Annotated in this window: 24 protein-coding genes and 1 tRNA gene; 13 read left to right on the plus strand and 12 right to left on the minus strand. The window is 60.5% G+C overall.

Annotated elements, in window-relative coordinates; translation table 11 throughout:
• Positions 1-192: 192 nt before the first annotated feature.
• Positions 193-759, minus strand: a complete 567-nt coding sequence (locus K3177_RS07835; protein WP_196846607.1) for a peptide deformylase — start codon at positions 757-759, stop codon at positions 193-195.
• A gap of 62 nt (positions 760-821) precedes the next feature.
• A complete protein-coding gene (gene recR, locus K3177_RS07840; protein ID WP_221597798.1) occupies positions 822-1,418 on the minus strand; it encodes a recombination mediator RecR in 597 nt (198 codons plus the stop codon).
• A 53-nt stretch (positions 1,419-1,471) separates the two neighbouring features.
• Here recR and fmt point away from each other — a divergent pair, with 53 nt between their 5' ends.
• The 3 genes from fmt (at position 1,472) to K3177_RS07855 (ending at position 4,322) form a co-directional block, all read left to right on the plus strand.
• A complete protein-coding gene (fmt, locus tag K3177_RS07845) occupies positions 1,472-2,380 on the plus strand; it encodes a methionyl-tRNA formyltransferase (RefSeq protein WP_221597799.1) in 909 nt (302 codons plus the stop codon).
• On the plus strand, positions 2,377-3,126 hold the full coding sequence (gene truA, locus K3177_RS07850; protein WP_221597800.1) for a tRNA pseudouridine(38-40) synthase TruA: 750 nt from the start codon (positions 2,377-2,379) through the stop codon (positions 3,124-3,126). The genes fmt and truA overlap by 4 nt, the downstream gene beginning before the upstream one ends.
• Positions 3,127-3,209: 83 nt before the next feature.
• Entirely contained in the window at positions 3,210-4,322 is a 1,113-nt protein-coding gene (locus K3177_RS07855; protein ID WP_196846610.1) for a zinc-binding dehydrogenase, read from the plus strand.
• Position 4,323: 1 nt separating this feature from the next.
• On the opposite strand, the gene K3177_RS07860 is transcribed toward K3177_RS07855, so the two are convergent.
• A complete protein-coding gene (locus K3177_RS07860) occupies positions 4,324-5,301 on the minus strand; it encodes an asparaginase (RefSeq protein WP_221597801.1) in 978 nt (325 codons plus the stop codon).
• An 86-nt stretch (positions 5,302-5,387) separates the two neighbouring features.
• Here K3177_RS07860 and K3177_RS07865 point away from each other — a divergent pair.
• Both K3177_RS07865 and K3177_RS07870 read left to right on the plus strand, forming a co-directional pair.
• Positions 5,388-5,463, plus strand: a tRNA-Val gene (locus K3177_RS07865).
• A 66-nt stretch (positions 5,464-5,529) separates the two neighbouring features.
• Positions 5,530-6,771: an FAD-dependent oxidoreductase gene (locus K3177_RS07870; protein WP_345725381.1), complete on the plus strand. Its 1,242-nt coding sequence runs from the start codon at positions 5,530-5,532 to the stop codon at positions 6,769-6,771.
• Here the strand turns inward: K3177_RS07870 and K3177_RS07875 are convergent.
• Complete coding sequence (locus K3177_RS07875) at positions 6,714-7,289, minus strand: TlpA family protein disulfide reductase (protein ID WP_196846612.1); 576 nt, start codon at positions 7,287-7,289, stop codon at positions 6,714-6,716. The genes K3177_RS07870 and K3177_RS07875 overlap by 58 nt on opposite strands.
• Here K3177_RS07875 and argH point away from each other — a divergent pair.
• From argH to K3177_RS07895, 4 genes are all read left to right on the plus strand, one after another.
• Positions 7,288-8,664 (plus strand): argininosuccinate lyase, encoded by a 1,377-nt coding sequence (gene argH, locus K3177_RS07880; protein ID WP_221598109.1) that lies wholly within the window; start codon positions 7,288-7,290, stop codon positions 8,662-8,664. The genes K3177_RS07875 and argH overlap by 2 nt on opposite strands.
• The gene (gene lptM, locus K3177_RS07885) at positions 8,664-8,900 is read left to right on the plus strand and encodes an LPS translocon maturation chaperone LptM (RefSeq protein ID WP_196846613.1); all 237 of its coding nucleotides are present in this window, start codon (positions 8,664-8,666) and stop codon (positions 8,898-8,900) included. Before argH ends, lptM begins: the two co-directional genes overlap by 1 nt.
• A gap of 62 nt (positions 8,901-8,962) precedes the next feature.
• Entirely contained in the window at positions 8,963-10,225 is a 1,263-nt protein-coding gene (gene lysA / locus K3177_RS07890; RefSeq protein ID WP_221597802.1) for a diaminopimelate decarboxylase, read from the plus strand.
• Positions 10,226-10,290: 65 nt separating this feature from the next.
• The gene (locus K3177_RS07895; RefSeq protein WP_247714327.1) at positions 10,291-10,995 is read left to right on the plus strand and encodes a precorrin-2 dehydrogenase/sirohydrochlorin ferrochelatase family protein; all 705 of its coding nucleotides are present in this window, start codon (positions 10,291-10,293) and stop codon (positions 10,993-10,995) included.
• Here K3177_RS07895 and K3177_RS07900 read toward each other — a convergent pair.
• The 3 genes from K3177_RS07900 to K3177_RS07910 form a co-directional block, all read right to left on the minus strand.
• Positions 10,992-11,963, minus strand: a complete 972-nt coding sequence (locus K3177_RS07900) for a helix-turn-helix domain-containing protein (RefSeq protein ID WP_221597804.1) — start codon at positions 11,961-11,963, stop codon at positions 10,992-10,994. The two genes, K3177_RS07895 and K3177_RS07900, sit on opposite strands and share 4 nt — an antisense overlap.
• A 130-nt stretch (positions 11,964-12,093) precedes the next feature.
• On the minus strand, positions 12,094-12,627 hold the full coding sequence (locus tag K3177_RS07905; protein ID WP_221597805.1) for a L,D-transpeptidase family protein: 534 nt from the start codon (positions 12,625-12,627) through the stop codon (positions 12,094-12,096).
• 8 nt (positions 12,628-12,635) lie between these two features.
• On the minus strand, positions 12,636-13,925 hold the full coding sequence (locus tag K3177_RS07910; protein ID WP_103022615.1) for an adenylosuccinate synthase: 1,290 nt from the start codon (positions 13,923-13,925) through the stop codon (positions 12,636-12,638).
• A gap of 182 nt (positions 13,926-14,107) precedes the next feature.
• Here K3177_RS07910 and K3177_RS07915 point away from each other — a divergent pair, with 182 nt between their 5' ends.
• From K3177_RS07915 to K3177_RS07925, 3 genes are read left to right on the plus strand one after another with little or no spacing between them, the layout of a single operon-like run.
• Complete coding sequence (locus K3177_RS07915; protein WP_221597806.1) at positions 14,108-14,926, plus strand: aldo/keto reductase; 819 nt, start codon at positions 14,108-14,110, stop codon at positions 14,924-14,926.
• Positions 14,927-14,980: 54 nt separating this feature from the next.
• Positions 14,981-15,943: an oxygen-dependent tRNA uridine(34) hydroxylase TrhO gene (trhO, locus tag K3177_RS07920; protein ID WP_345725374.1), complete on the plus strand. Its 963-nt coding sequence runs from the start codon at positions 14,981-14,983 to the stop codon at positions 15,941-15,943.
• Positions 15,936-16,544 (plus strand): glutathione S-transferase, encoded by a 609-nt coding sequence (locus K3177_RS07925; protein ID WP_221597808.1) that lies wholly within the window; start codon positions 15,936-15,938, stop codon positions 16,542-16,544. Before trhO ends, K3177_RS07925 begins: the two co-directional genes overlap by 8 nt.
• On the opposite strand, the gene K3177_RS07930 is transcribed toward K3177_RS07925, so the two are convergent.
• From K3177_RS07930 to K3177_RS07940, 3 genes are all read right to left on the minus strand, one after another.
• Positions 16,541-17,653: an ATP phosphoribosyltransferase regulatory subunit gene (locus K3177_RS07930; RefSeq protein ID WP_221597809.1), complete on the minus strand. Its 1,113-nt coding sequence runs from the start codon at positions 17,651-17,653 to the stop codon at positions 16,541-16,543. The genes K3177_RS07925 and K3177_RS07930 overlap by 4 nt on opposite strands.
• A 28-nt stretch (positions 17,654-17,681) precedes the next feature.
• A complete protein-coding gene (gene serA, locus K3177_RS07935; RefSeq protein ID WP_221597810.1) occupies positions 17,682-19,265 on the minus strand; it encodes a phosphoglycerate dehydrogenase in 1,584 nt (527 codons plus the stop codon).
• 93 nt (positions 19,266-19,358) lie between these two features.
• Complete coding sequence (locus K3177_RS07940; RefSeq protein WP_221597811.1) at positions 19,359-20,516, minus strand: phosphoserine transaminase; 1,158 nt, start codon at positions 20,514-20,516, stop codon at positions 19,359-19,361.
• A gap of 174 nt (positions 20,517-20,690) precedes the next feature.
• Between K3177_RS07940 and K3177_RS07945 the strand changes: the two genes are divergently transcribed.
• Positions 20,691-21,857, plus strand: a complete 1,167-nt coding sequence (locus K3177_RS07945; protein ID WP_103022607.1) for a glycosyltransferase family 4 protein — start codon at positions 20,691-20,693, stop codon at positions 21,855-21,857.
• 1 nt (position 21,858) lies between these two features.
• Here the strand turns inward: K3177_RS07945 and K3177_RS07950 are convergent, their stop codons facing one another.
• Entirely contained in the window at positions 21,859-22,281 is a 423-nt protein-coding gene (locus tag K3177_RS07950) for a hypothetical protein (RefSeq protein ID WP_221597812.1), read from the minus strand.
• 73 nt (positions 22,282-22,354) lie between these two features.
• Entirely contained in the window at positions 22,355-23,113 is a 759-nt protein-coding gene (locus K3177_RS07955) for a PadR family transcriptional regulator (RefSeq protein WP_221597813.1), read from the minus strand.
• Positions 23,114-23,137: the final 24 nt, after the last annotated feature.

The raw sequence follows: 23,137 nt of genomic DNA on the forward strand, positions 1-23,137 counted from the left end.
AACACCAGCCCTTTCCTACAGCAATCCCCGACGCTATGTTCGCATCGGGTCCCTCTATTCCAAAGGCACGTCCACGCGCCCGTTTTTCTCGAATAAAGCGGTGCCAGCGAATGTACTTCATCAACCAGCCCAGCAAAAAGGCGACCCGCTACCGCGAATCGCCTCTTCGAAATCCGTGATTGTGTAGGAAGCCTACGCCGCCTCGCGCAGCTTCTTCAGCTTCTTGAGTGCCATGTTCCGCTTCAACCGCGAAAGATGGTCGATGAACAGGATACCTTCGAGATGGTCCATCTCATGCTGAATGCAGGTCGCCATGAGGCCTTCAAGATCCTCTTCATGCGTTTCGCCTTCGAGGTCCTGGTACCGCACACGGCAGGTGGCCGGACGATCGACATCCGCGAAGATGTCGGGCACCGACAAGCACCCTTCCTGATAGCTCGCCAGCTCTTCCGCCGGGTCGAGGATTTCCGGATTGATGAAGACCCGCGGCTCTTTGACAGTCGGGTAATGGACATGTTCGTGGCCGCCGTGATTGCAGACCTCGCCCTCGGCTTCCTCGTCTTCCGGCTGAAGGTCGATCACCAGTACACGCTTGGGAACGCCGACCTGGATCGCCGCCAGCCCGATGCCGGGTGCCGCATACATCGTTTCGAACATGTCCGCGACGAGCTCGTTCAGCTCGTCGTTGAATTCGGTAACCGGTTCGGACACGGTTTTGAGCCGGGGATCCGGCACTTCGAGAATCTGTCTTATCGCCATGGCCGCAAGATATGCGCGTCGCGCCGTTTATTCAATCTGAATAGGGCGCATACTGTGATCGGTCAGCCCATCGGTCTGCGCGCCCGTAGCGCCTGAGCAAGCGTGCCTTCATCCAGATAATCGAGTTCGCCGCCGACCGGCAATCCATGGGCCAACTGCGTGATGCGCACGGGAAAAGTGTCCAGCCTTTCCGCAAGATAATGGGCGGTAGTCTGGCCTTCCAGAGTGGCGTTCATGGCAAGGACGATTTCGTCCACCCCGCCTTCTTCCACACGCGCCAGTAGCGATGCGATGTTGAGATCTTCGGGTCGCACCCCGTCGAGCGCGGACAGCTTTCCGCCGAGTACGTGATACTTCCCGGTAAACAGCTTCGCCCGGTCGAGAGCCCACAAGTCGGCCACGTCCTCGACCACACAGAGCGATTTCACATCGCGCCGCGGATCGGCGCAAATCGCGCACGGATTGGTCGTGTCGACATTGCCGCAGGTGTCGCATTCGACGAGCGCCTCGCCCACGGTCGCGAGCGCTTCGAGCAGTGCCGGCAGCGCGCTTTCCCTGCGTTTGACCAGCCACAACACCGCCCGGCGTGCACTACGTGGGCCAAGGCCGGGCAGCCGTGCCAGCACGGAAGCCAGCGTCTCGATCTCTTGCGATGCCATAGCTGCACAGATAGGGGCGCGATAAGAACAGAGAAAGACCACAAGAGCCGTTCATGCGCACAATCTTTATGGGATCGCCGGAATTCGCAGTGCCAACGCTTCAGGCGCTGGTCGATGCCGCGCATGAGGTGGTCTGCGTCTATACCCAGCCGCCGCGTCCGGGCGGTCGGCGGGGAAAAGAACTGACCAAAACACCCGTGCACCAGCGCGCAAGCGATCTCGGGATCGAGGTGCGCCATCCCAAATCGCTCAAGTCTGCAGAGGAGCAGGAGGCCTTTGCCGCCCTGAAGGCCGACGTGGCAATCGTCGCAGCCTATGGCCTGATACTGCCCCAACCGATACTCGATGCGCCCGCACATGGCTGTCTCAACGTACATGCGTCGATCCTGCCGCGCTGGCGCGGTGCCGCGCCGATTCACCGGGCGGTCATGGCGGGCGATCCGGTAACGGGGGTCACGATCATGCAGATGGAGGCGGGCCTCGATACCGGCCCGATGATTACATTCGCGCGGACCCCTATCGACGACAAGACGACCGGCGAACTCACTGACGAACTTGCCGAGATCGGGGCGCAACTGATGGTCGGCACGTTGATCGATCTGACCGCGCTGCATCCGCTGGAGCAGGACGACAAGGACGCGACGTACGCCGACAAGATCGACAAGGCAGAGGCGCGGATCGACTGGAACCGTCCCGCCGGGGATGTGGTCCGGCACATCCATGGTCTGTCACCTTTCCCTGGCGCATGGTTCGAGCTCGATGAAACGCGTGTCAAAGTGCTGCGTGCCGAATGTGTCGAAGCCGCCGGTTCGCCCGGCGAAGTGACCGACGATCGCCTGACGATCGCTTGTAGCGAAGGCGCTATTCGTCCGGTCGAACTACAACGTGCTGGCAAACCGAAAATGGATCTCGACACCTTTCTGCGCGGCAAATCTGTTGCCAAAGGAACCCGCCTCGCTTGACCCGTTTTGCTCTGACCCTCGAATTCGACGGAACCCCGTTTTTCGGCCTCCAGCGGCAGAAGGACGGGCCGAGCGTGCAGCAGGCAGTAGAGGAAGCGGCCTATCGCGTTCTTGGTGAAGAAGTCCGGCTGCACAGCGCCGGCCGCACGGACACCGGTGTTCATGCACTCGCCATGCGCAGTCATTTCGACATCGAGAAGCATATAGAGCCTTTCCGACTGATGGAGGCGCTCAACGCTCATTTACGGCCCGATCCCATAGCGGTGACGCATTGCGAAGTGGTGGCGGACGATTGGCATTCACGCTTTTCCTGCTCTGGCCGCGCATATGTCTATCGCATTGCAAATCGCCGCGCGCCGCTGACCTTGGAGAAAGATCGACTCTGGCAGATCCCGCAGGATCTGGACCACGAAGCCATGCACCGGGCGGCGCAAGCGCTGGTCGGTTTACATGATTTCACCACGTTCCGTTCCGTGCACTGTCAGGCGGAAAGCCCGATAAAAACTCTCGACCGGCTAGACGTTGAGCGGGATGGTGATGAAGTCCGCATTCATGCAGCAGCGCGCAGTTTCCTTCATCATCAGGTACGTTCGATGGTCGGCTGTCTGGCGCTTGTGGGAATGGGCCGGTGGCGCGAAACACGAGTGGCCGAAGCGCTGCAAGCGCGCGATAGACAAGCGCTTGGGCTCAATGCTCCTCCGCATGGCCTTTATTTCGTTCGGGCCGTCTATCCCGACGATACTTGACCTAACGTCACCCTAGCCAAGGCCGATTTCGCGGCGTAGCGACACCCCCAATACGTTTCGTATCGCAACGAAAGGGCACGAGGATGACGACTACAGGCAAACAACTTTTCACCACGCTGACGAGCGATGGCACCCTCACCGTCGAGATCGCAAATAGCGAGTTTCCCGATCCCACCGGCAATCAGGTGCTGGTGAAAATGGAGGCCGCGCCGATCAATCCGAGCGACCTCGCAATTCTGACCGGCGCTGCGGATTTCGAGAATGCCGAATATTCGCCGGGCAAGGTCGTCGCAAAGATGCCCGAGCCGTTCAACAGCGGGCAGAAAGCGCGCCATGGCCAGCGCCTGCCAGCCGGTAACGAAGGTGCGGGCACGGTGGTCGCCACGGGCGATTCCGACATGGCCAAGGCGTTGATGGGCCAGCGCGTCGCCTGCGTGCCGGGCACGGCCTACAGCCAGTATGCAATCGCCGACGCTTCGATGTGCCTGCCGCTGGGCGATCACAGTGCAGAGGACGGCGCATCGAGCTTCGTTAATCCCATGACCGCCCTCGGTTTTGCGGAGAACGCGAAGATGGATGGTCAGGAAGCAATCCTTCACACTGTCGGCGCCTCCAATCTGGGTCAGATGCTCGTGAAAATCTGCCAGGAAGATGGCCTTGGTTTGGTCAATATCGTGCGGAAGAGCGATCAGGTCGACTTGCTGAAGGATCTCGGCGCGAAGCACATCGTCAATTCTGCGGATGGCGATTTCATGGATCAGCTAAAATCCGCGATCGATGAAACCAACGCCTTCTACGGCTTCGACCCTATCGGTGGCGGCAAGATGGTCGACAGCTGTTTCAAGGCGATGGAGCAGGTCGCTTCGAAAAAGATGAGCGAGTATTCGCGCTATGGTTCGAACCAGCAGAAGCGGATGTTCATTTATGGCCGGCTGGACATGGGGCCCACCACCCTCACCCCCTCCTATGGTTTCGGGTGGACCCTGTCGGGATGGCTGCTGACGCCATTCCTGCAGATGGCGGGGGGCGAGACTGTCGCCCGAATGCGCAAGCGCGTGCTGGACAATCTGACCACCACCTTTGCCAGCAGCTACAAGTCGAAGGTCGACCTTGAAGGCATGCTGACAAAGGAAGCGATTCTGGATTACCGCCAGATGAAAACCGGCGAGAAATATCTGGTTATGCCCAACGGCTGACTTAGCGTCCGTCGAAAGCGCGCTGGATGGCGGCGGGCTCGGTCTCGCCGCCCGCCAGCAGCAATTGCAGCAGAATGCGTGCCTTCTGCGGGTTCAGCGCACGAGCAGCAACAAAAGCGTTCGTATTGTCGTCGGGTTCGCGATCGACCATGCCCTCGTCCGCGCGACTGGCGCGCACGACCAGTGTGCCCTCTCTTGCGAGCTTGACCAGTTCCTGGCGCACACATTCCGGCAAATTTCCTTCACCCACGCCCGCCACCACGACGCCGCGCGTTGCGCTGCCTAGCTGGCGGGATACGCTTTGCGCATCCAGCCCGGCGTAAACATACACGATCGCAACTTCCGGCAGATCTTTCGGCAGGCCGCACCGAGCCGGCGTATCGCTGCGCCAAGGCGCTCCGAACCACTCAAGCGAGGCGGGTGTCACCATGCCTACCGATTCGCGAGGGAAGCCGCGAAACGCTTCGGTGCCGCGTGTGCGGACCTTGTAGACATCTCGCGCTGCGAAGATGCGATCGCCCATGACTACCAGCACCCCTCGCCCCGCAGCCTGCGCATCACTGGCCACGCGCACGGCATTGGCGAAGTTTCGCAAACCGTCGTAGCCGACAGCATCGGCAGGCCGCATCGCACCCACCACCACGACCGGTTTGTTCGCCGGCAAAGTCAGATCGAGCAGGAAAGCGGTTTCTTCCAGCGTATCGGTACCGTGCGTAACGATAAGCCCGTCACATTCCTCATCAGCCAGGGCTTCCATCGCGCGCGCATGCAGCGGGTGCCACACGGCGGGTCCGACATCGGCCGAATCGATATTCGCGATCTGCGTTCCTGAAAGCTCAGCTTCAAGACCGAGCCCCCCGACCCGCTCGAGGTAATCCTCGATTCCGATCTCTCCCGCGCGATAATCCTTCGCGATGGCACTGCCAGCTATCCCGGCAATCGTGCCACCGGTAGCCAATACGGTGAGCTTGCTCTTCATATGCAGCCGCGTAGCGGCGCCCATGCAATCTCGGCAATTGATTTTGAAGATTTGGACGCTATTAGCAGCACCTCCGCACATGGAGCGGGCGCTTAGCTCAGTTGGTAGAGCATCTCGTTTACACCGAGAGGGTCGGCGGTTCGAGCCCGTCAGCGCCCACCATTCCCCGACAGGGGCCACACAGGCGGTAGCGCGGGAGAGGGTATCCGCCAGACTTACGACATCGCGATCATTGGATGTGGTCCGGCAGGCCTTGCCGCGGCCATCCTGTTGCATGTCGATGGTCACCAAGTGACGCTTTTCGAGCGATTCGATCAGCCTCAACCTCTGGGTTCAGGCCTGATGCTGCAACCTTCGGGCATGGCCGTTCTCGACCGAATGGGCCTGTCGAATGAAATCGCTGCCCGCGGCGCGCGGATCGACGCACTGTTCGGTCTCGACGAACACGGCCGAACGGCATTGGACGCCCCCTATTCCAAGCTCGGGTCAGGTGAGGCGTTCGGAATCGGTATCCACCGGGCAAGCCTGTTCGCGGTGCTGTATGCGCGGGCAATCGCAGCGGGCATATCCATTCGCACCGGGTCGGAAATCCACAACAGCGTATTGGAAGGGCGAAGACGTCACATTATCGCGCGTAACGGCACCCGTGCGGGACCCTTCGATCTGGTCGTAGACGCAAGCGGATGGGCGTCACGTATCGAGTTCGGCGAGCAGCGGGGCCTGCTCCCGTTCGGCGCACTATGGGCGGCAATTCCTGTCGAACCAAGTGACCGGCACGCGAAAAACCTCCTCGAACAGCGCTATCGCCGCGCCTCCCAGATGATCGGCATACTGCCAATCGGCTCGCGCAGCCCGGGCTTGCCCGACGAGGTGGCTCTGTTCTGGTCGTTGAAGCGTGACGAGTATTCTCAGTGGCGGTCCTCACCCCTCGCTGTATGGAAAAGCCAGGTCCGCACTCTGTGGCCCGAGGCCGATTTCCTCCTGGACAGAATTTCCTGTCACGACGACCTTACCTTTGCAAGCTACGCCCATCGCAGCTCGCATCGCCCGTATCGTGAACGTCTGGTACGAATCGGGGATGCCTGGCATTCAGCAAGTCCGCAACTCGGCCAGGGAGCGAACATGGCCTTGCTCGATGCATGGGGGCTCGCAGCAGGTCTGCGCGAAGGACGCACTCTAACCGAAGGATTACGACTGTCCGCCAGCTGGCGGCGCGATCATGTCGCGCTGTATCAGGCGGTAACGGCCGCGTTCACGCCCCTGTTTCAATCGAGCGATGACTTATGGCCATGGATCCGCGACCGCATCGTCGCGCCGCTTTCCCGTTTTGGTCCGGTGACGCGGATACAGGCACAGCTGATGAGCGGATTGTTCGGATTTCCGCTCCCCATGCTCGGCCTGGAAGTGCCCGACTATTCGGCGATCGCCGCGTCGATGGCTGCGCGTGCGTCCTCGCTGGACCAATCGTAATCGCCCTGTACGCGCCAGATTTCCTGACCGGCACCATCGTACAGGACGGTCGTCGGCATGACCCCGCCCCCAATCGCAAAGCTGAGTTCGTTTTCCGGGTCCATCCAAGGTTCGAGCCGGGCGTAACCCTTTTCTGCGAAGAATGGCGCGACTTTCTCGGCGCCTTGCATGTCCTGGCTCGCCGTCACCACCCTGAGCCGGCCGTCGTACTCGCTCGCCAGATCGTCCAGCAGCGGCATTTCCTTCACACACGGGGCACACCAGGTTGCCCAGAGGTTGAGCAGGACCGGCGTGCCCTGCAACGCCCCGAGATTGAGCGTGCGCCCATCCGGGTTGCTCAGGTTGACCGCGGGCATCAGCGCGCCGGCCTCACTGGTATCGATTTCTCCGGTAGGCACGGATGAAGCGCTGCTTTCTTGCGCGTCTTCCGACGTGCCCCTATCGCAGGCCGCGACAGCAAGACCGAGGACGATGGCTAGCGTGAACGACGTACGGGACACGAAAAACTCCAACAGCATGTGGGGAGGCAGGTTCGCCGAAGGGCCTAGCGCGATCATGCGCGAAATCAATGCCTCAATCCCTTTCGACAAGGCGCTCTGGCGCGAGGATATCGCGGGAAGCCGGGCGCATGTGGCCATGCTGGCCCAGCAAGGCATTGTGAGCGAGGCTGACGCGAAGGCGATCGATGAAGGCTTGCAGCAAGTCGCGGCCGAATATGAACGTGACGGCGTACCCGAGGATTGGGACCTCGAGGACATCCACATGACCGCCGAAGCCCGCCTGACCGAAATCGTCGGCCCCGCTGCCGGGCGCTTGCACACGGCCCGCAGCCGCAACGATCAGGTGGCGACGGATTTCCGCATGTGGGTGCGTAGCGCCATGCAGCGCTCCATTGCGGGTATCGATGCCCTGCTTTCCGCGCTGGTCGTCAGAGCCGAACAGCATGCCGATAGCATCATGCCCGGATTCACGCACTTGCAGACGGCGCAGCCGGTGACCCTGGGACATCATCTGCTCGCCTATTTCGAAATGCTGATCCGTGATCGCTCGCGCTTTGCCGATGCCTTGGTACGGATGGATGAATGTCCGCTCGGCTCGGCAGCACTGGCCGGAACGGGGTTCGATATCGATCGCGACATGACGGCAAGCGCGCTCGGCTTCGCGCAACCGACCCGCAATAGTCTCGATGCCGTGTCCGACCGCGATTTCGCGCTCGATTACCTGATGGCTGCGAGCCAGTGCTCGCTTCACCTCAGCCGCCTTGCGGAAGAATTCATCATCTGGGCCAGCCAGCCCTTCGGTTTCGTCAAGCTGCCCGATACGCTGTCGACCGGCAGTTCGATCATGCCGCAGAAGCGCAATCCCGATGCAGCCGAACTGGTGCGCGGTCACGCTGGCCGGATCATCGGCTGTGCGACCAGTCTGATGATCACCATGAAGGGCCTCCCTCTCGCCTATTCGAAAGACATGCAGGACGACAAGCCGCCGGTATTCGAAGCTGCCGGTCTGCTCGATCTCAGCCTGGCGGCAATGGCGGGGATGGTGGCGGACAGCCGCTTCGAAACGGCTCGCATGCGCCAGGCGGCCGAAGCGGGACATGCGACCGCCACCGATCTTGCCGACTGGCTGGTCCGGCAGGCCGACATTCCGTTTCGCGAGGCCCATCATATCACGGGCGCGGCGGTAAAGCTGGCCGACGAAAAAGGCGTGGCGCTGGACGGTCTGTCCATCGGCGATCTTAAGGCGATCGATGCCCGGATCGACGAGCGCGTGTTCAATGCGCTGTCGGTCGATGCTTCTGTCGCGGCACGCGCGTCCTATGGCGGCACCGCCCCTGTTCGCGTAAGGGAACAGGTAGCCGCGGCGAAAAAGCGCCTCGGGCTGGAGGATTGATGCGTAACTGGGTTGTACTTGCCGCTTTGCTCATGCTCGGTGCTTGCGGGCAGAAATCCGCACTGGAACCGGTTGAAGGATCGTCGCTTCCGCCCGCACCCTATGGCGCGCAGGTTCAGCCGACTGCGGACGAACTCCTTGAACTGGATCCGGAAGCGGCGCCCGATCGTAACGTCGAACTGCGCACTCGCTCGGAGGAACGCGAGGACGATCCGTTCGACCTCCCTCCCCAGTAATTTCAGCGCCCGAAGCAAGGCTTGCTCGACAGTGACCCGCGCTTTCGGCACAGGCGTCAGCCATGGACTATTTCCAGCTTAAAGACGGCGTCCTCCACGCCGAAGACGTTGCCCTGTCCCGTATCGCGGAAGAGGTGGGCACACCGGTTTACGTCTATTCGCGCGCTACTCTCGAACGCCATGCTCGCGTCTTCCGGGATGCGCTTTCCGGCCTCCATGATCCGCATATCGCCTTTGCGGTTAAGGCGAATCCGAACCTTGCAGTTCTCAAGGTCTTGGCCAACGAAGGCTATGGCGCGGACGTAGTTTCCAGCGGCGAACTCGCGCGCGCGTTGGCAGCCGGCATGAAACCTGCGGACATCGTTTTTTCAGGGGTCGGAAAAACCCATGCGGAACTCCTGCATGGACTGGAAGCAGGCATCGGCCAGTTCAATATCGAGAGCGAGGAAGAGGGATACGAACTGGCTGCAATCGCTGAACGGCATGGCAGCCGCGCAGCCTGCGCCCTGCGCGTCAATCCCGATGTGGATGCCCGCACCCATGAAAAAATCTCGACCGGCAAGCGGGAGAACAAGTTCGGTGTCCCGCTGGATCGAGCTGCCGAAATCTATACCCGGCTTGCGCAGGAAGACGGCCTGGATATGCGGGGCGTGGCCGTCCACATCGGCAGCCAGCTTTCAACTCTCGAACCCTTGGAAACCGCCTTCGAGAAAGTCGGCACGCTCATTGCGGAACTGCGGGATAAGGGCTGCGCCGTCACGCATGCCGACCTCGGTGGCGGTCTGGGTGTTCCTTACAAGGCGGGAGAAAAAATGCCCTCGCCCGAAGAATACGGCGCGATGGTCGCCCGGGTCACTGCGAAATGGGATGTCCGCCTGATGTTCGAGCCAGGCCGCGTCATCGCGGGCAATGCCGGCGTCCTGCTAACGCGGGTCATCCGATCCAAGCGCAGCGGGAACGGGCCGCCTTTCGTAGTGGTCGATGCTGCAATGAACGATCTTGCGCGACCAGCAATGTATGGCGCCTGGCATGATTTCGATGCAGTCGCGCCGACCGGTGATCGCATGACCGCACATATCGTGGGTCCGATCTGCGAGACCGGCGACACCTTTGCGATGGACCGCGAATGCGACGCGCTGGTGGCGGGCGATCTCGCCGTCTTCCGAACGGCGGGCGCATACGGTGCGACCATGGCGTCTTCGTATAATTCCCGCGGTTTCGTGGCCGAAGTGCTGGTAGACGGCGATCGCTTTGCCGTGGTCGCGGACCGCATTGCGGCGGCTGCCATAATGGATGCCGAACGCGTACCGGACTGGCTCGGCTGATGCATTCGCTCCCGCTTTTCCATCGCATTTCGGGGAAGCGCGTCGTCGTGGTGGGCGTAGGTGACATGGCCGACGCCAAAGCCCGGCTAGTCGAACGGGCGGGCGGCATTCCATGCGCTGAAACCGAAGCGCATCATGCGCAGCTTGCCTTCGTTGCGCTGGAGGACAAGCGGACTGCCGAGAGCGCGGCCCGCCGGCTTAAGCAGGCCGGTTTGCTGGTGAATGTCGCCGACCGGCCCGACCTTTGCGATTTTACTTTGCCCAGCGTGCTCGACCGCGATCCAGTACTGGTCGCAGTAAGTACGGGCGGGGCGTCTGCCGGCCTTGCCAAGCACCTTCGCCTCCGTCTCGAAGCGGTACTGCCCCAGACCCTCGGTACACTGGCTACGGCTTTGTTCACTGCCCGTGACAGGATCCGCACCCGCTTTCCCGAAAGCAATGCGCGCAGGCGAGCGATCGATGCAGCACTCCAGGAACATGGCGTGCTGGATCCGTTCGAAGAAGCGAGCGCCGCTTCAGTTGAAAACTGGCTGGATGGCGCACAAGAAAACGCGAGTTTACAGATCGTTGAATTTACTATTGCGAGCGACGACCCCGAAGATTTGACGCTGCGTCAGGCACGCGCTCTGGGAAAGGCCGACATCATTCTGCATGATGCACACATTCCGGATACCATTCTGGCGCGCGCTCGCGCCGACGCTGTTAGGAAAGCACTGCCCGCCGACCCGCCGGCCGAGGGATTGACTGTAATTCTACGCCGTAAGGGCTAGACGCTCGCCAGTTCCGCAGCGCCTACTTCCGCAAGATAGCTGGCCATCGCGTCGGCCGTTGTATCTGCAAGAGCGATATAAGCGCGGCGGCGATCGTGGGGATCGGAAACACGCATCAGTAGATCGGCATCGACCATCTGGCCAATCCAGCGCAGGGCCGTGGTCGCTGGCACGCCCGCTGCGATACAAAGCGAAGTGACGCTAACCCGTCGCCGCTCTGATCGGGCAGCCGCCAGGTCGAGCAGAATATCCCAGGCCGGGTCGGCAAACAAACCGGCATCGAAATACTGCACGCGCAATTGCCGGGCCTTTATCAGCCTGCGGATAATGGAAGAGTCAGGCAACTGGACCCGCTCGGCCCGTTTTCGAGAGCCCGAGTGATCGTCTTCCTCACCTCGCCATCCGGGAGACGGAGATTCAAATCGAAACGCGCCGCCCCCGGCTCGCTGTCCCGGCGACATTAATTCCAGCCTTTCGGCAATACGGCCCACCTGTTCGGTGAGACGGAGCAGCATCAAGCGGTCGTCTTCCCCCATTTCCCGCAAACGCAGATTTGGAAGAAGCGCAAGCACGCGGCCAATTGCAATCACGCGTTCTGCACGGGCCGGATCAACGAGAATCTGTACTGCGGACATCGAAAGACATCCAAAGACGCTGTCGAGCGCCCCCATCGTTGTGGAAATGACCAGATGGGCACCGGCCTTGCCGCCGCGCATATCCAGCAGGGATAAGAGCGCCATCGCATCCGCAGTGGCTTCAGAACAATCGACGAGCACCAGATCCCCCAGCGCCGTCAGAGGCCCTTGTGCGTATTCTTCCAGACTGCAGCTATCGAGCACGCGGAAACCGGCAGAAGATGCATCCGCACACATCTCTTCCCGCAGATAATCGCGATCAGCCAGCACCGTTACGGTCAGCTGGCATCCAGCAGCATTGCATATCGGCTCGTACAGAAAATCCTGCTGCATCGAATCGCGCTCCATTTCCTTGACGCGAACAGAATGAGAACAAAGCGAGGTTGAGTCAAGAATGTGGTAGATGCTATTTGCAATCCAGCAGCGATATGGGGCGGAGGAGTGGCCGGATTGCTTTGTCGAACTACGGCCGGATTTCGATCGGTGTGCCATCAGGCACGAGGCTCCACACCTCCGCTATTTCCGCGTTGGACATTGCGATGCAACCATCGGTCCAGTCACCTCGCACGCGCGCATCGAACGGCAGGCCGTTGGGTTGTCCGTGAATAAAGATCAGCCCGCCCGGAGACCGCCCGCGGGCATTTGCGAAGGCCCTGTCCTGCGCATTGGGATAATCGATATACAGGCTGAGATAATAGCTCGACTGTTCGTTACCGTAGCTGATCGTATAACGCCCTTCCGGCGTTCGCTCGTCACCTTCGAACTGTTTGTGACCCACTGGCGCATCGCCATATTGCAGACCTGAATAAGCGCGAATGACCTTGCCGTCCTGATAGAGCCATAACTTGCGGTCGGACTTGTCGATCAGAACGAAATCGGCTCGCTCCCCCGCTCGGGCCTCCTGGGCTTGAACAAGCGGCGCGGGAAGCAGCAGGGCCGCGGCTAGCAGGCAAAACGAGATGGCGGCGAAGCGCATGGCTTCGCCACCATAGCGCATTTTCGGCCTCAATCCATGAACGGATCGCGCATCAGTATGGTATCGTCGCGCTCCGGACTGGTCGACACCAGCGAGACGGGGGTTTCGATCAATTCCTGTATGCGTTGGATATACTTCACGGCGTTGGCCGGAAGGTCGGCAAAGCTACGCGCGCCGGCAGTGGACTCCGTCCAGCCATCCATGGTTTCATAGATCGGCTCGAGTGCCGCCTGGTCGGCCGAATGGCTTGGGAAGTAATCGTATACCTGGCCGCGCAGGCGATAACCCGTACAGATTTTCACCTCGTCCAGCCCATCCAGCACGTCGATTTTAGTCAAGGCGATTCCAGTGACACCGCTAATCGCGCAGCTCTGACGCACGAGCACCGCATCGAACCAACCCACACGGCGCTGGCGCCCGGTAACGGTGCCGAACTCGTGACCACGCTCCCCGATGCCCTGGCCAATTTCGTCTTCCAGCTCGGTCGGAAACGGCCCACTACCTACGCGAGTGGTATAAGCCTTGACGATACCGAGCACATAACCGGTCGCATTGGGCCCGAGGCCGCTACCCGCTGCCGCAGTGCCGCTGACAGTATTTGAGCTGGTAACGAACGGATAGGTTCCGTGATCGATATCGAGCAGTACGCCCTGCGCCCCCTCGAACAGAATTTTGGCTCCTGCCTTGCGAACCTTCTTGAGCCGCTTCCACACCGGTTGGGCGAACTGGAGCACAAACGGAGCGATTTCGCGCAATTGCGAAAGCAGTTCCTCCCGATCGATGGGTGGTTGGTCGAAACCCGCACGAAGCGCATCGTGATGGGCGCAGAGACGGTCCAGTTGAGGGTCGAGATCGTCGAGATGCGCAAGGTCGCATACCCGAATGGCTCGGCGGCCAACCTTGTCCTCGTAAGCCGGCCCGATCCCGCGACCGGTGGTCCCGATCTTGCCCGATCCGGCAGCAGTTTCCCGCAATCCGTCGAGGTCGCGATGAAACGGCAGGATCAGCGGGCAGTTGTCTGCGACAGCGAAGTTGTCGGGATTGATCTCGACGCCCTGCCCCTCGAGCTTTTCTACCTCGGCCTTGAGATGCCAGGGATCCAGCACCACGCCATTGCCGACAATGCTCAACGTACCGGTGACGATACCGCTCGGCAATAACGAGAGTTTGTACGTCGTATCGCCAACCACGAGCGTGTGGCCCGCGTTGTGGCCACCCTGAAAACGCACGACGGCATCGGCCCGACTGGCAAGCCAATCGACGATTTTCCCTTTGCCCTCATCGCCCCACTGGGCACCGATTACGGTCACATTTGCCATGATTACGCCTTTTCCCCTGCCAGGGGATCCACGAGGTCCTTCGACAGGACTCGACCAAGGGATGGGATGGAGAAGCAGAAACCCGCTTCAAATGCGGTGCGCGACCTAGGGGGCCATGGGTTTCCCGTCAAGCCGCGGAAACTTTGCTGCGCTCTACCATTGACTGAACACAAGGAGATTTCATGACAGACTATCCCATGCTCACCCTGAACGATGGCCGCCAGCTTCCGCAGATCGGCTTCGGTACGTATCAGATCGATAATGACAAAGCCGCAGAAGCTGTGCGGACGGCCGTCGATGTTGGCTATAAAATGGTCGATACGGCAGCCGTTTATCAGAATGAAGACGGCGTCGGTAACGGCCTGACCGAAACTCCGGACATCTTCCTGCAGACGAAAATCTGGAACGCGAGCCAAGGGTACGACAGGACTCTGAAAGCGGCAGATAAGTGCCTGGACCGCCTCGGGCGTGATCACGTCGACATGCTGCTCATTCACTGGCCCTGTCCGGAGAAAGGGTTGTTCGTCGAAACGTGGAAGGCAATGATCGAGCTTCGCGATCAGGGAAAAGCCAAATCCATCGGCGTGTCGAACTTCAGGACGGAAGATCTGAAGCGGATCGCGGACGACACTGGAGTAACGCCTGCCCTCAATCAGATAGAACTGCATCCGTCTTTTCAGCAACGCGAACTACGCCAGCAGCATAGCGATATGGGTATCGTCACGCAAAGCTGGTCCCCCCTTGGACAAGGCGCGGGAATGGAAAATTCAACGATTGCGAGCATTGCCGAAGAAAGTGGACACTCAGCCAGTGCAGTGATCTTGCGGTGGCATCTGCAGCACGGGCTTTGCCCAATTCCCAAGGCTTCCAGCCGTGACCATATCGAAGCAAACTTCTCAGCGATCTCTTTCACCCTGTCGGATGAACAGATGGAACGGATCGACGCATTGGACGATGCTGGTGGCCGGATAGGTCCAGAGCCGAGCAAACTGAACGAGTGAGGTTGGAGAAAGCCGGGGATGCAGCCTGCTAAAGAGACTGCTAAAGGCGGCGCCGTGAAAACCGAACCCGCCCCTCTACCGATCCGCATTGCCGCGCTCTACCAGTTCGCGAGATTTGACGATCCCGCGTCCATCAAGCCCGATTTGTCGGCGTGTATGGAAAAGGCCGGCGTGCGCGGCACGCTGCTTCTGGCCCGCGAAGGTATCAATGGCACCATCGCAGGCTCGGACGAAAGTATCGACGCCGTTCTCGCTCATGTCCGCAACTTGCCCGGCTGCTCCAACATCGAGGTCAAGGAATCGCGTTCCGACACGATGCCCTTCCATCGCACCAAAGTGCGGCTGAAGAAGGAGATCGTGACAATGGGCCAGCCCGATCTCGATCCGTTGTCCGGAGTGGGTACCTATGTCGATCCACAAGACTGGAACGCGCTGATCGCCGATCCCGACGTGATTGTGATCGATACTCGCAACGATTACGAAGTGCAGATTGGCACCTTCGAAGGGGCGATCGACCCTGAAACGAAAAGCTTCGGAGAGTTCCCGGATTGGTTCCGAGCCAAGCGGGCGGAGATCGAACACACAGGTCGCTCACCAAAGATCGCCATGTTCTGCACAGGCGGCATCCGCTGCGAAAAGTCGACCGCATTCGCTCGTTCCGAAGGGGTGGAGGAAGTCTACCACCTCAAAGGCGGCATACTGAATTACCTCGAACATGTTCCGGAACAGGAAAGCCTGTGGCGCGGCGAATGCTTCGTCTTCGATGAACGGGTCAGCGTGGGGCATGGTCTCAAGCTTGGCGATCATTCACTATGTCGTGCGTGCAGGCGGCCTTTAAGCAGGGAAGATAGGGCGCACGAGCATTTCGTCGAAGGCGTATCGTGCCACCGCTGCCATGATGAACGCAGCGAAGAACAGCGAGCTCGTTATAGCGAGCGGCACCGGCAGGCGGCGTTGGCCGACGCGCGCGGACAGGATCATATCGGTCGCAAGGATGATATCGAAACGGATGACTGAGGTGATCATCTACAGTTTCCGTCGTTGTCCCTATGCGATGCGCGCCCGCATGGCGTTGAGCGTGAGCGGTGCCAGTTACGAACACCGCGAAGTGGTGTTGCGCGACAAGCCGCCCGAGATGCTGGAGGTGTCGCCCAAGGGAACGGTCCCTGTTCTGGTCGTGCCGGGTGCCCCGCCTTTGGAAGAAAGCCTGGACATCATGCACTGGGCCTTGGGACAAAACGATCCGGAAGGCTGGCTCGATCGAAGTGATCCGCACTTGATCGAGACCAATGATGGCCCCTTCAAGCACCATCTGGATCGCTACAAATACGCGACCCGCTATGATGACGTGGACCCTCAAGAGCACCGGGCGGCAGCGTTCGATATTCTCGAACAACTCGACGAGCGGCTGGCCGGTACCGCCTATTTATGCGGAGCTCGGCGCGGCTTGGCAGACATCGCAATCTTTCCCTTCATCCGTCAGTTTGCCAATGCCGACCGTGCTTGGTTCGACGTGTTGGACCTGCCCGCTCTCCAAAAGTGGCTGGAAGGACTCCTCGCCTCGGACCTTTTCGCCGGGGTGATGCAGAAACATCCGCAATGGAAGTCAGCGGATTAGAGTGTTTGGGGGGCGTCCCCATCCAGAACATGCGAACATCCCAGCTGCTGCGGGTCGTCGGTCGGTTCAACCGCCGCCACCGTGCGCCAGCCGATCGCTCGCAGCCGGGCTGCCGTCCCACGATCATGGCCGAGCGGGAGAAAAAGCTTCTTCCCGTCATCGCCATTCGTGGCACCTAGCGCATCGAGCAACGGGTCCATGTAGAGCGAAAAACCTGTCGCAGCTTCTTCGCTCCCGCGAATAGTATAAGTCCCACCTCGCCCAAGCGCGCCGCGCGCTCCGTCGCCATAAAGGGTGAAGCCGAACCAGCTCTGGTATTCGAAACCATGCCGTTCCGTGGGATCGAGCGTTACCCTTGCTCGCTCACCGATCGTCGCCGCAATCGTCCTCAAACCCTCGATCCTGCTGGCCAGCGCGCCGCCCGCATCAAGCGCGGCGAGCTTGTCGATGGCCGTAGCGAAGTCACCGGTGGCATAGAGTAGCGGAAGGTAGGCATCGCCGCCCGCTTCCCGCAGACCGCCTGCATCTTTCGTGTCGAGTTCGCGCCGCACCGCCTCGCGCTGGTCCGGTGCCAGTGGCATGGCATCCTGCGCCAGAGCATCGACCAGATCTGGCAAGGTAAAATCGACCGAGATATTGGTAACGCCCGCAGCCGCTAGCGCGTCGATCGCGACCGAGACGATTTCGCTGGCCGCTGCCACGCTGTCCGTTCCGATCAACTCCGCGCCCATTTGCAGCCGCTGGCGTGCCGGATCCAGCTGGCTCGCGCTGACGAAGGCGACGTCACCTGCATAACAGAGGCGCAAGGGACGAGGCGCATGTGCCATACCCGTCGCCGCGATACGTCCGATCTGCACCGTGATGTCGCTGCGAAGCGCGAGTGTTCGCAAACTGTCAGGATCGGTAAAACGCACCATCCGGCGCGTCGCCACGCCATCCATGCGGCCGGCCAGCGATTGTTCGAACTCGACCAGTGGAGGGCGGACGCGGTCATAGCCGTGGCCATCCATAGCATCGAGTACTGAGCGCATCGCAGAAGTGATCTTGCGGGCGCGATCCGGCAGAGCGTCTTCGAGACCGACAGGCAGGAGGTCGTCAGCTGTTGTCATAATGACGCGCCCCCTGCCCTATCGTTTGTCAGAACGCCAGCGGCATCACGGTCTTCACGCCTTCCAGCGCGCAGGCCGCCTTTACGACGTCGTCCGGGATCGGCTGGTCGACACTCAGCAGAAGCACCGCTTCCCCTCCTGCCGCGCGGCGGCCAAGGTTGAACGTGCCGATGTTGATGCCGTTCTCGCCCAGAAGAGAACCGATCCGACCGATGAAACCGGGCGCGTCCTCATTCACGATATAGAGCATATGGCCATCGAGTTCGGCTTCGATCCGGACGCCGAAGATTTCCGTCAGACGCGGCGCATCGGCACCGAACAGCGTACCGGCGACCGAACGGTCGCCAGCCTCGGTGCCCACCGTGACACGCAGCAGCGTGTTATAGGCGCCTTCCTTCTCGTGGCGAATGGACCGGATGTCGAGGCCACGTTCCTTGGCCAGGAAAGGCGCATTGACCATGTTCACCGTGTCCGAATACTGCCGCATCAGGCCGGCCAGAACCGCGCCCTCGATCGGCTTACCGGAAAGTTCTGCAGCGGCACCCTCGCGCTCGATGCTGATCTTGGTCAGATTTCCATGTGCAAGCTGACCCACGAGACTGCCGAGGTTTTCCGCCAGCTTCATATAGGGTTTTAGCTTGGGCGCTTCTTCGGCGCTCAGCGATGGCATGTTGAGGGCATTGGTAACGCCGCCGCTGACCAGATAATCAGCCATCTGTTCCGCCACCTGCAGCGCGACGTTGACCTGCGCTTCGGTCGTGCTCGCACCAAGATGCGGGGTACAGATGAAATTGGATTTGCCGAACAGTGGGCTATCCTTGGCCGGCTCCGTCTGGAACACGTCCAGGGCCGCCCCGGCGACCTGCCCACTGTCGAGGGCTTCTGCCAGCGCTGCTTCGTCGATCAACCCACCTCGTGCGCAATTGACGATCCGGACACCGGGCTTCGTTTTCGCAAGATTTTCCTTCGACAGTATATTGCGCGTTTCGTCGGTCAGCGGCGTGTGGAGCGTAATGAAATCCGCCTTGCCAAGCAGCGTGTCGAGGTCTGCTTTCTCCACACCGATTTCTACTGCGCGCTCTTCGGTGAGGAAGGGATCGTACGCCACGACCTTCATCCGCAATCCCAAAGCGCGCGCAGCGACGATCGATCCGATATTGCCCGCACCGATAAGGCCCAGCGTCTTGCCAGTAACCTCGACGCCCATGAAGTCGTTCTTGGGCCATTCGCCGGCCTGCGTCCGCGCGTTTGCGGCCGGGATCTGGCGCGCAAGTGCGAACATCATGGCGATGGCATGCTCGGCCGTGGTGATCGAATTGCCGAAAGGCGTGTTCATCACCACCACGCCCTTGGCGCTGGCGGCGGGAATATCGACATTGTCGACCCCGATGCCTGCACGCCCGACAACCTTCAGATTGTCCGCGGCACCGATGATATCCTTGGTAACCTTGGTGGCCGAACGGATGGCGAGGCCATCATACTGGCCGATGACCGCCTTCAGTTCATCGGGCGTCATGCCCGGCTTCACATCGACGTCGCAGCCACGTTCTTCGAAAATGCGGGCGGCGTTCGGGTCCATCTTGTCCGAAATGAGGACTTTGGGCTTGCTCATGACAGATACTCCTGTCGTTGCCCCCGGCCATGAGGCCGGGTCATGAATTGGAAATAGGGCTGGTGGCGGCAGGGGTCCCTGCCACCCACCGGATCAACCGTTCTTGACCTGCTCGTAGGCCCACTCGATCCACGGCAGCAGGCGCTTGAGGTCTTCCTGCTCGACCGTGCCGCCGCACCAGATGCGCAGGGACGGCGGGGCATCGCGATAGCCGTTGAAGTCGTACCCGACGTCGCGGTCTTCCAGCAGTTTGACGATCTTTTTCGGAACGCCAGCCTTATCCTCTTCGGAGAGACTGTCGTACCAGTCGCCCTGGAAGACGAAGCAAACGCCGGTATTGGTCTGCTTGGCCGGATCGGCGACCATATTGCGCAGCCACGGCGTCGCCTCGATCCAGTCCTTGACCAGCTTCGCATTGGCATCGGCCCGCTCGAACATTGCCTTGCGGCCGCCGATCGACTGCGCCCATTCGAGTGCGTCGATGTAATCCTCGGTCGCGAGCATCGATGGCGTATTGATCGTCGCGCCTTCGAAGATGCCGGTGTTGATCTTTCCGCCCTTCTTGAGACGGAAGAGCTTGGGGAGCGGCCATTCGGGATCGTATTCCTCGATCCGGGCCACGGCCTTGGGGCTGAGGATCAGCATGCCGTGCTGGGCTTCCGAGCCCATCACCTTCTGCCAGCTGTACGTGGTGGCATCGAGCTTCGCCCAGTCCATCTCCATGGCGAAGATGGCACTGGTGGCATCGTTGATCGTCACGCCTTCGCGATCCTTCGCGAGCCAGTCCGTGTCCGGTATCTTCGCACCCGAAGTGGTCCCGTTCCAGGTAAAGACGACGTCGTTATCCTGCGGGATGGATGCCAGGTCCGGGATCTCGCCGTAATCGGCATCCAGCGTGGTCAGCTTGGGCAGCTTGAGCTGCTTGACCGCGTCTTGGATCCAGACGTTGCCGAAGCTTTCCCATGCCGCGACAGTCGCCGGGCGATCGGGCTTCAGCATCGTCCACATTGCGCATTCCAGCGCCCCGGTGTCCGAGGCAGGCATGATGCCGACCAGATAGTCTTCGGGAACGCCCAGCATTTCCTTGGACAGGTCGATGGCATGTTTCAGCCGTGACTTGCCAAGCGCGCTGCGATGCGAGCGGCCGAGCGATTCGGTTTTGAGATTGGCGGCAGACCAGCCCTTGTGCTTGGCGGTCGGTCCGGACGAAAAGAAAGGGCGCTCGGGTTTGAGCGTCGGTTCGGCAGTCATGTATTCTCTCCTTGCAGAGAGCTCGCGCGGCGTTGGGACCGCGTGGCCCGTCGGCGGCAATATAGTTGCGCGTGAGCAAGTCAATGCGAAATGCTGGACAAGCGGCAAACCGGGTCTGTGTATCGACAAGCGACCACTCGCCAAAACCCTCGTGCCGGACTATGGCCGCCCGCAATGGACGTGACCGATCTTCGCATCGCGCTGTTTAGCGGAAACTACAATTATACCCGCGACGGCTGCAATCAGGCGCTCAATCGCCTCGCCGACTACCTGCTGCGGCAGGGAGCGGCCTTGCGAGTGTATTCGCCGGTAGTTGAAAAGCCGGATTTCCCACCGACGGGCGATCTGGTGGACGTGCCGAATATGCGGATGCCGGTGCCCCGTCGGGGGGAATACCGCCTTGGCCTGCCTCTCGATTCAAAAGCGCGAGCGGACTTGGCGGCCTTCGCTCCCAATATGGTGCATCTTTCCGCTCCCGATTTTACCGGCCATTCGGCGTTGAAATGGTCGCGAAAGCGGGACATTCCCGTTCTCGCATCGGTGCATACCCGGTTCGAAACCTATCCGCGTTATTACAACGTCGGGTTCCTGGAGCCAGTGGTCGAATCCTTCCTTCGTCGCTTCTACCACCGTTGCGATGCTCTGGTTGCGCCTTCGCAGAGCCAGATCGAAGAGCTCAAGGCGCAGGACATGCACGACGACATTTCCCTTTGGTCGCGCGGCGTGGATCGGACCGTATTCGATCCGTCGAAGCGCGATCTCGAATGGAGAAGGGCCAATGGCCTGGCCGACGACGATGTAGCCATCGTGTTCCTTGGCCGACTTGTGATGGAAAAAGGTCTCGACGTTTTCGCCGAGACCATTGTCCAGTTACGCAGGCGCCAGATACCTCACAAGGTATTGGTCATTGGCGATGGTCCCGCTCGCAGCTGGTTCGAAAAGGCTTTACCCGGGGGAACCTTCGTCGGTTTCAGAACCGGCGCCGATCTCAGCCAGGCGCTCGCCAGCGGAGACATTTTCTTCAACCCTTCGATTACCGAGACCTTCGGCAATGTCACTCTGGAAGCCATGGCCAGCGGTCTGCCGGTCGTTGCGGCTGGGGCGACAGGCGCGGCCAGTCTCGTGAACGATGGCGAAACCGGACGGCTCGTTGAACCCGACAAGCCCGATGCCTTCGCGCAAGCCTGTGCGGAAGCACTTGCCCCCTACTGCATGGACGACGCCTTGCGCCTCGAACACGGCGCGAATGGCGAAAAAGCCTCACGCGCCTACTCCTGGGACGCCATCAATCAATCTGTCGTCGACACATACCTTCGCCTGCAAAGGCAGCGCGGACGCTGATCTAGCTGAGGACGCCCCGCGCGCGCATCCTGATCGCGTACCACAAGGTGAAAAACGTGATGATCCAGATTGCCGCGTCGAGCGCCGGATTGTTCATGTCTTCCGGCAGATCGATTGCGACGCGCTGAAAATACGTCGTCCCAACTAGGCCGACAATCGAAATTGCCAGCGAATGGATCGCAAATCTCGACCGGGCCAGAAGCAGGATCGAACCTAGAAACGCCCCCCAGACGCCCAATGCCCAGAAGCCGGTCGCCCAAGCCGGAAAAGTATCGAAATAGGCGATCTGGCTGGACGACATTCCCAATGCGTCGAGCTGCCCCAGTTCGGTCATCAGGTAACTTGTGATCCCAAGCCCGTTCCAAAGTAGCGTGACTATGCCAACTGCCCACAAGTGCCACGGCGTCGTGATGGATGTATTCATGACTGAACCCTCCCCTCGCGACCCGGTGCAGCAGAATATCACGTGCGGCACCGGGAGCAAAGAGAGACGCCGGTCAGAGGCGTTCGATCTTCTTGGCGAGGTCGTCGACCAGATCGACGATTTCGCGCATCGTCTCTTCATCTAACTTGCCCGACCGTGCACGATTTTTCAGTACGGTCGCCAGATTCCCGATCGCGCGGAACATTTCCGGCGTCGCAAAGGCCTTCCCCGATTTGGCGCGCCGCTCCCGCTGCCCCTCGATGCGCTCGATCAGTCCATCGGTCTCGTCTTTCCTGTCGGTCAACTCGCCGCGGCCCTTTTCTGTGGCGCGGTAGGCCTTGCGCGGTTCGTCGCCTTCGACCTCGCGGATAAGTCCCTCGTCTTCGAGCAGCGACAGGGTGGGATAGACCGTGCCGGGACTCGGCGAATAGCTGCCGCCTGTCATATCTTCGACCGCCTTGATCAGCTCGTAACCATGACGCGGCTCCTGTGCGATCAGGTGTAGAAGCAGCAACCGCAATTCTCCGGGAGCAAACATGCGCCGCCCGCGTGTACGCTGCTTCTTGTCCCGGCGGTGGCCGGTTGAGAATGGGCCACCCGCGCCGAACGGCCCACTGGGTCCGAACGGTCCGTCGGGCCCGAAGGGACCTTTCGGACCGAAGATGCCGTCGGGCCCGAAAAAGCTGTTCGTACTGAACGACTTCCTGAACCTTCCATCCCGATCATCGTCGGCATCGATGTCTATTTCGACATCCACATCGAAGTCACGGCCCTCGGGATATTCGGGAATATGTCCTTCATCGGGTTCATCTCTGCGCTTGTCATTAGTCATATCGAGTCTTCTATAAGATATGCC

Origin of the sequence: Qipengyuania pacifica (genome assembly GCF_019711555.1) — a bacterium.
GTDB lineage: Bacteria > Pseudomonadota > Alphaproteobacteria > Sphingomonadales > Sphingomonadaceae > Qipengyuania > Qipengyuania pacifica.

Excerpts from the sequence above, each read along its gene's own strand:
- K3177_RS07835 (WP_196846607.1), bottom strand. The coding sequence starts at position 759 with ATGGCGATAAGACAGATTCTCGAAGTGCCGGATCCCCGGCTCAAAACC.
- recR (WP_221597798.1), bottom strand. The coding sequence starts at position 1,418 with ATGGCATCGCAAGAGATCGAGACGCTGGCTTCCGTGCTGGCACGGCTG.
- fmt (WP_221597799.1), top strand. The coding sequence starts at position 1,472 with ATGCGCACAATCTTTATGGGATCGCCGGAATTCGCAGTGCCAACGCTT.
- K3177_RS07855 (WP_196846610.1), top strand. The coding sequence starts at position 3,210 with ATGACGACTACAGGCAAACAACTTTTCACCACGCTGACGAGCGATGGC.
- K3177_RS07860 (WP_221597801.1), bottom strand. The coding sequence starts at position 5,301 with ATGAAGAGCAAGCTCACCGTATTGGCTACCGGTGGCACGATTGCCGGG.
- argH (WP_221598109.1), top strand. The coding sequence starts at position 7,288 with ATGTGGGGAGGCAGGTTCGCCGAAGGGCCTAGCGCGATCATGCGCGAA.
- K3177_RS07875 (WP_196846612.1), bottom strand. The coding sequence starts at position 7,289 with ATGCTGTTGGAGTTTTTCGTGTCCCGTACGTCGTTCACGCTAGCCATC.
- lptM (WP_196846613.1), top strand. The coding sequence starts at position 8,664 with ATGCGTAACTGGGTTGTACTTGCCGCTTTGCTCATGCTCGGTGCTTGC.
- lysA (WP_221597802.1), top strand. The coding sequence starts at position 8,963 with ATGGACTATTTCCAGCTTAAAGACGGCGTCCTCCACGCCGAAGACGTT.
- K3177_RS07895 (WP_247714327.1), top strand. The coding sequence starts at position 10,291 with ATGGCCGACGCCAAAGCCCGGCTAGTCGAACGGGCGGGCGGCATTCCA.
- K3177_RS07900 (WP_221597804.1), bottom strand. The coding sequence starts at position 11,963 with ATGCAGCAGGATTTTCTGTACGAGCCGATATGCAATGCTGCTGGATGC.
- K3177_RS07905 (WP_221597805.1), bottom strand. The coding sequence starts at position 12,627 with ATGCGCTATGGTGGCGAAGCCATGCGCTTCGCCGCCATCTCGTTTTGC.
- K3177_RS07910 (WP_103022615.1), bottom strand. The coding sequence starts at position 13,925 with ATGGCAAATGTGACCGTAATCGGTGCCCAGTGGGGCGATGAGGGCAAA.
- K3177_RS07915 (WP_221597806.1), top strand. The coding sequence starts at position 14,108 with ATGACAGACTATCCCATGCTCACCCTGAACGATGGCCGCCAGCTTCCG.
- K3177_RS07925 (WP_221597808.1), top strand. The coding sequence starts at position 15,936 with ATGACTGAGGTGATCATCTACAGTTTCCGTCGTTGTCCCTATGCGATG.
- K3177_RS07930 (WP_221597809.1), bottom strand. The coding sequence starts at position 17,653 with ATGACAACAGCTGACGACCTCCTGCCTGTCGGTCTCGAAGACGCTCTG.
- serA (WP_221597810.1), bottom strand. The coding sequence starts at position 19,265 with ATGAGCAAGCCCAAAGTCCTCATTTCGGACAAGATGGACCCGAACGCC.
- K3177_RS07940 (WP_221597811.1), bottom strand. The coding sequence starts at position 20,516 with ATGACTGCCGAACCGACGCTCAAACCCGAGCGCCCTTTCTTTTCGTCC.
- K3177_RS07945 (WP_103022607.1), top strand. The coding sequence starts at position 20,691 with ATGGACGTGACCGATCTTCGCATCGCGCTGTTTAGCGGAAACTACAAT.
- K3177_RS07950 (WP_221597812.1), bottom strand. The coding sequence starts at position 22,281 with ATGAATACATCCATCACGACGCCGTGGCACTTGTGGGCAGTTGGCATA.
- K3177_RS07955 (WP_221597813.1), bottom strand. The coding sequence starts at position 23,113 with ATGACTAATGACAAGCGCAGAGATGAACCCGATGAAGGACATATTCCC.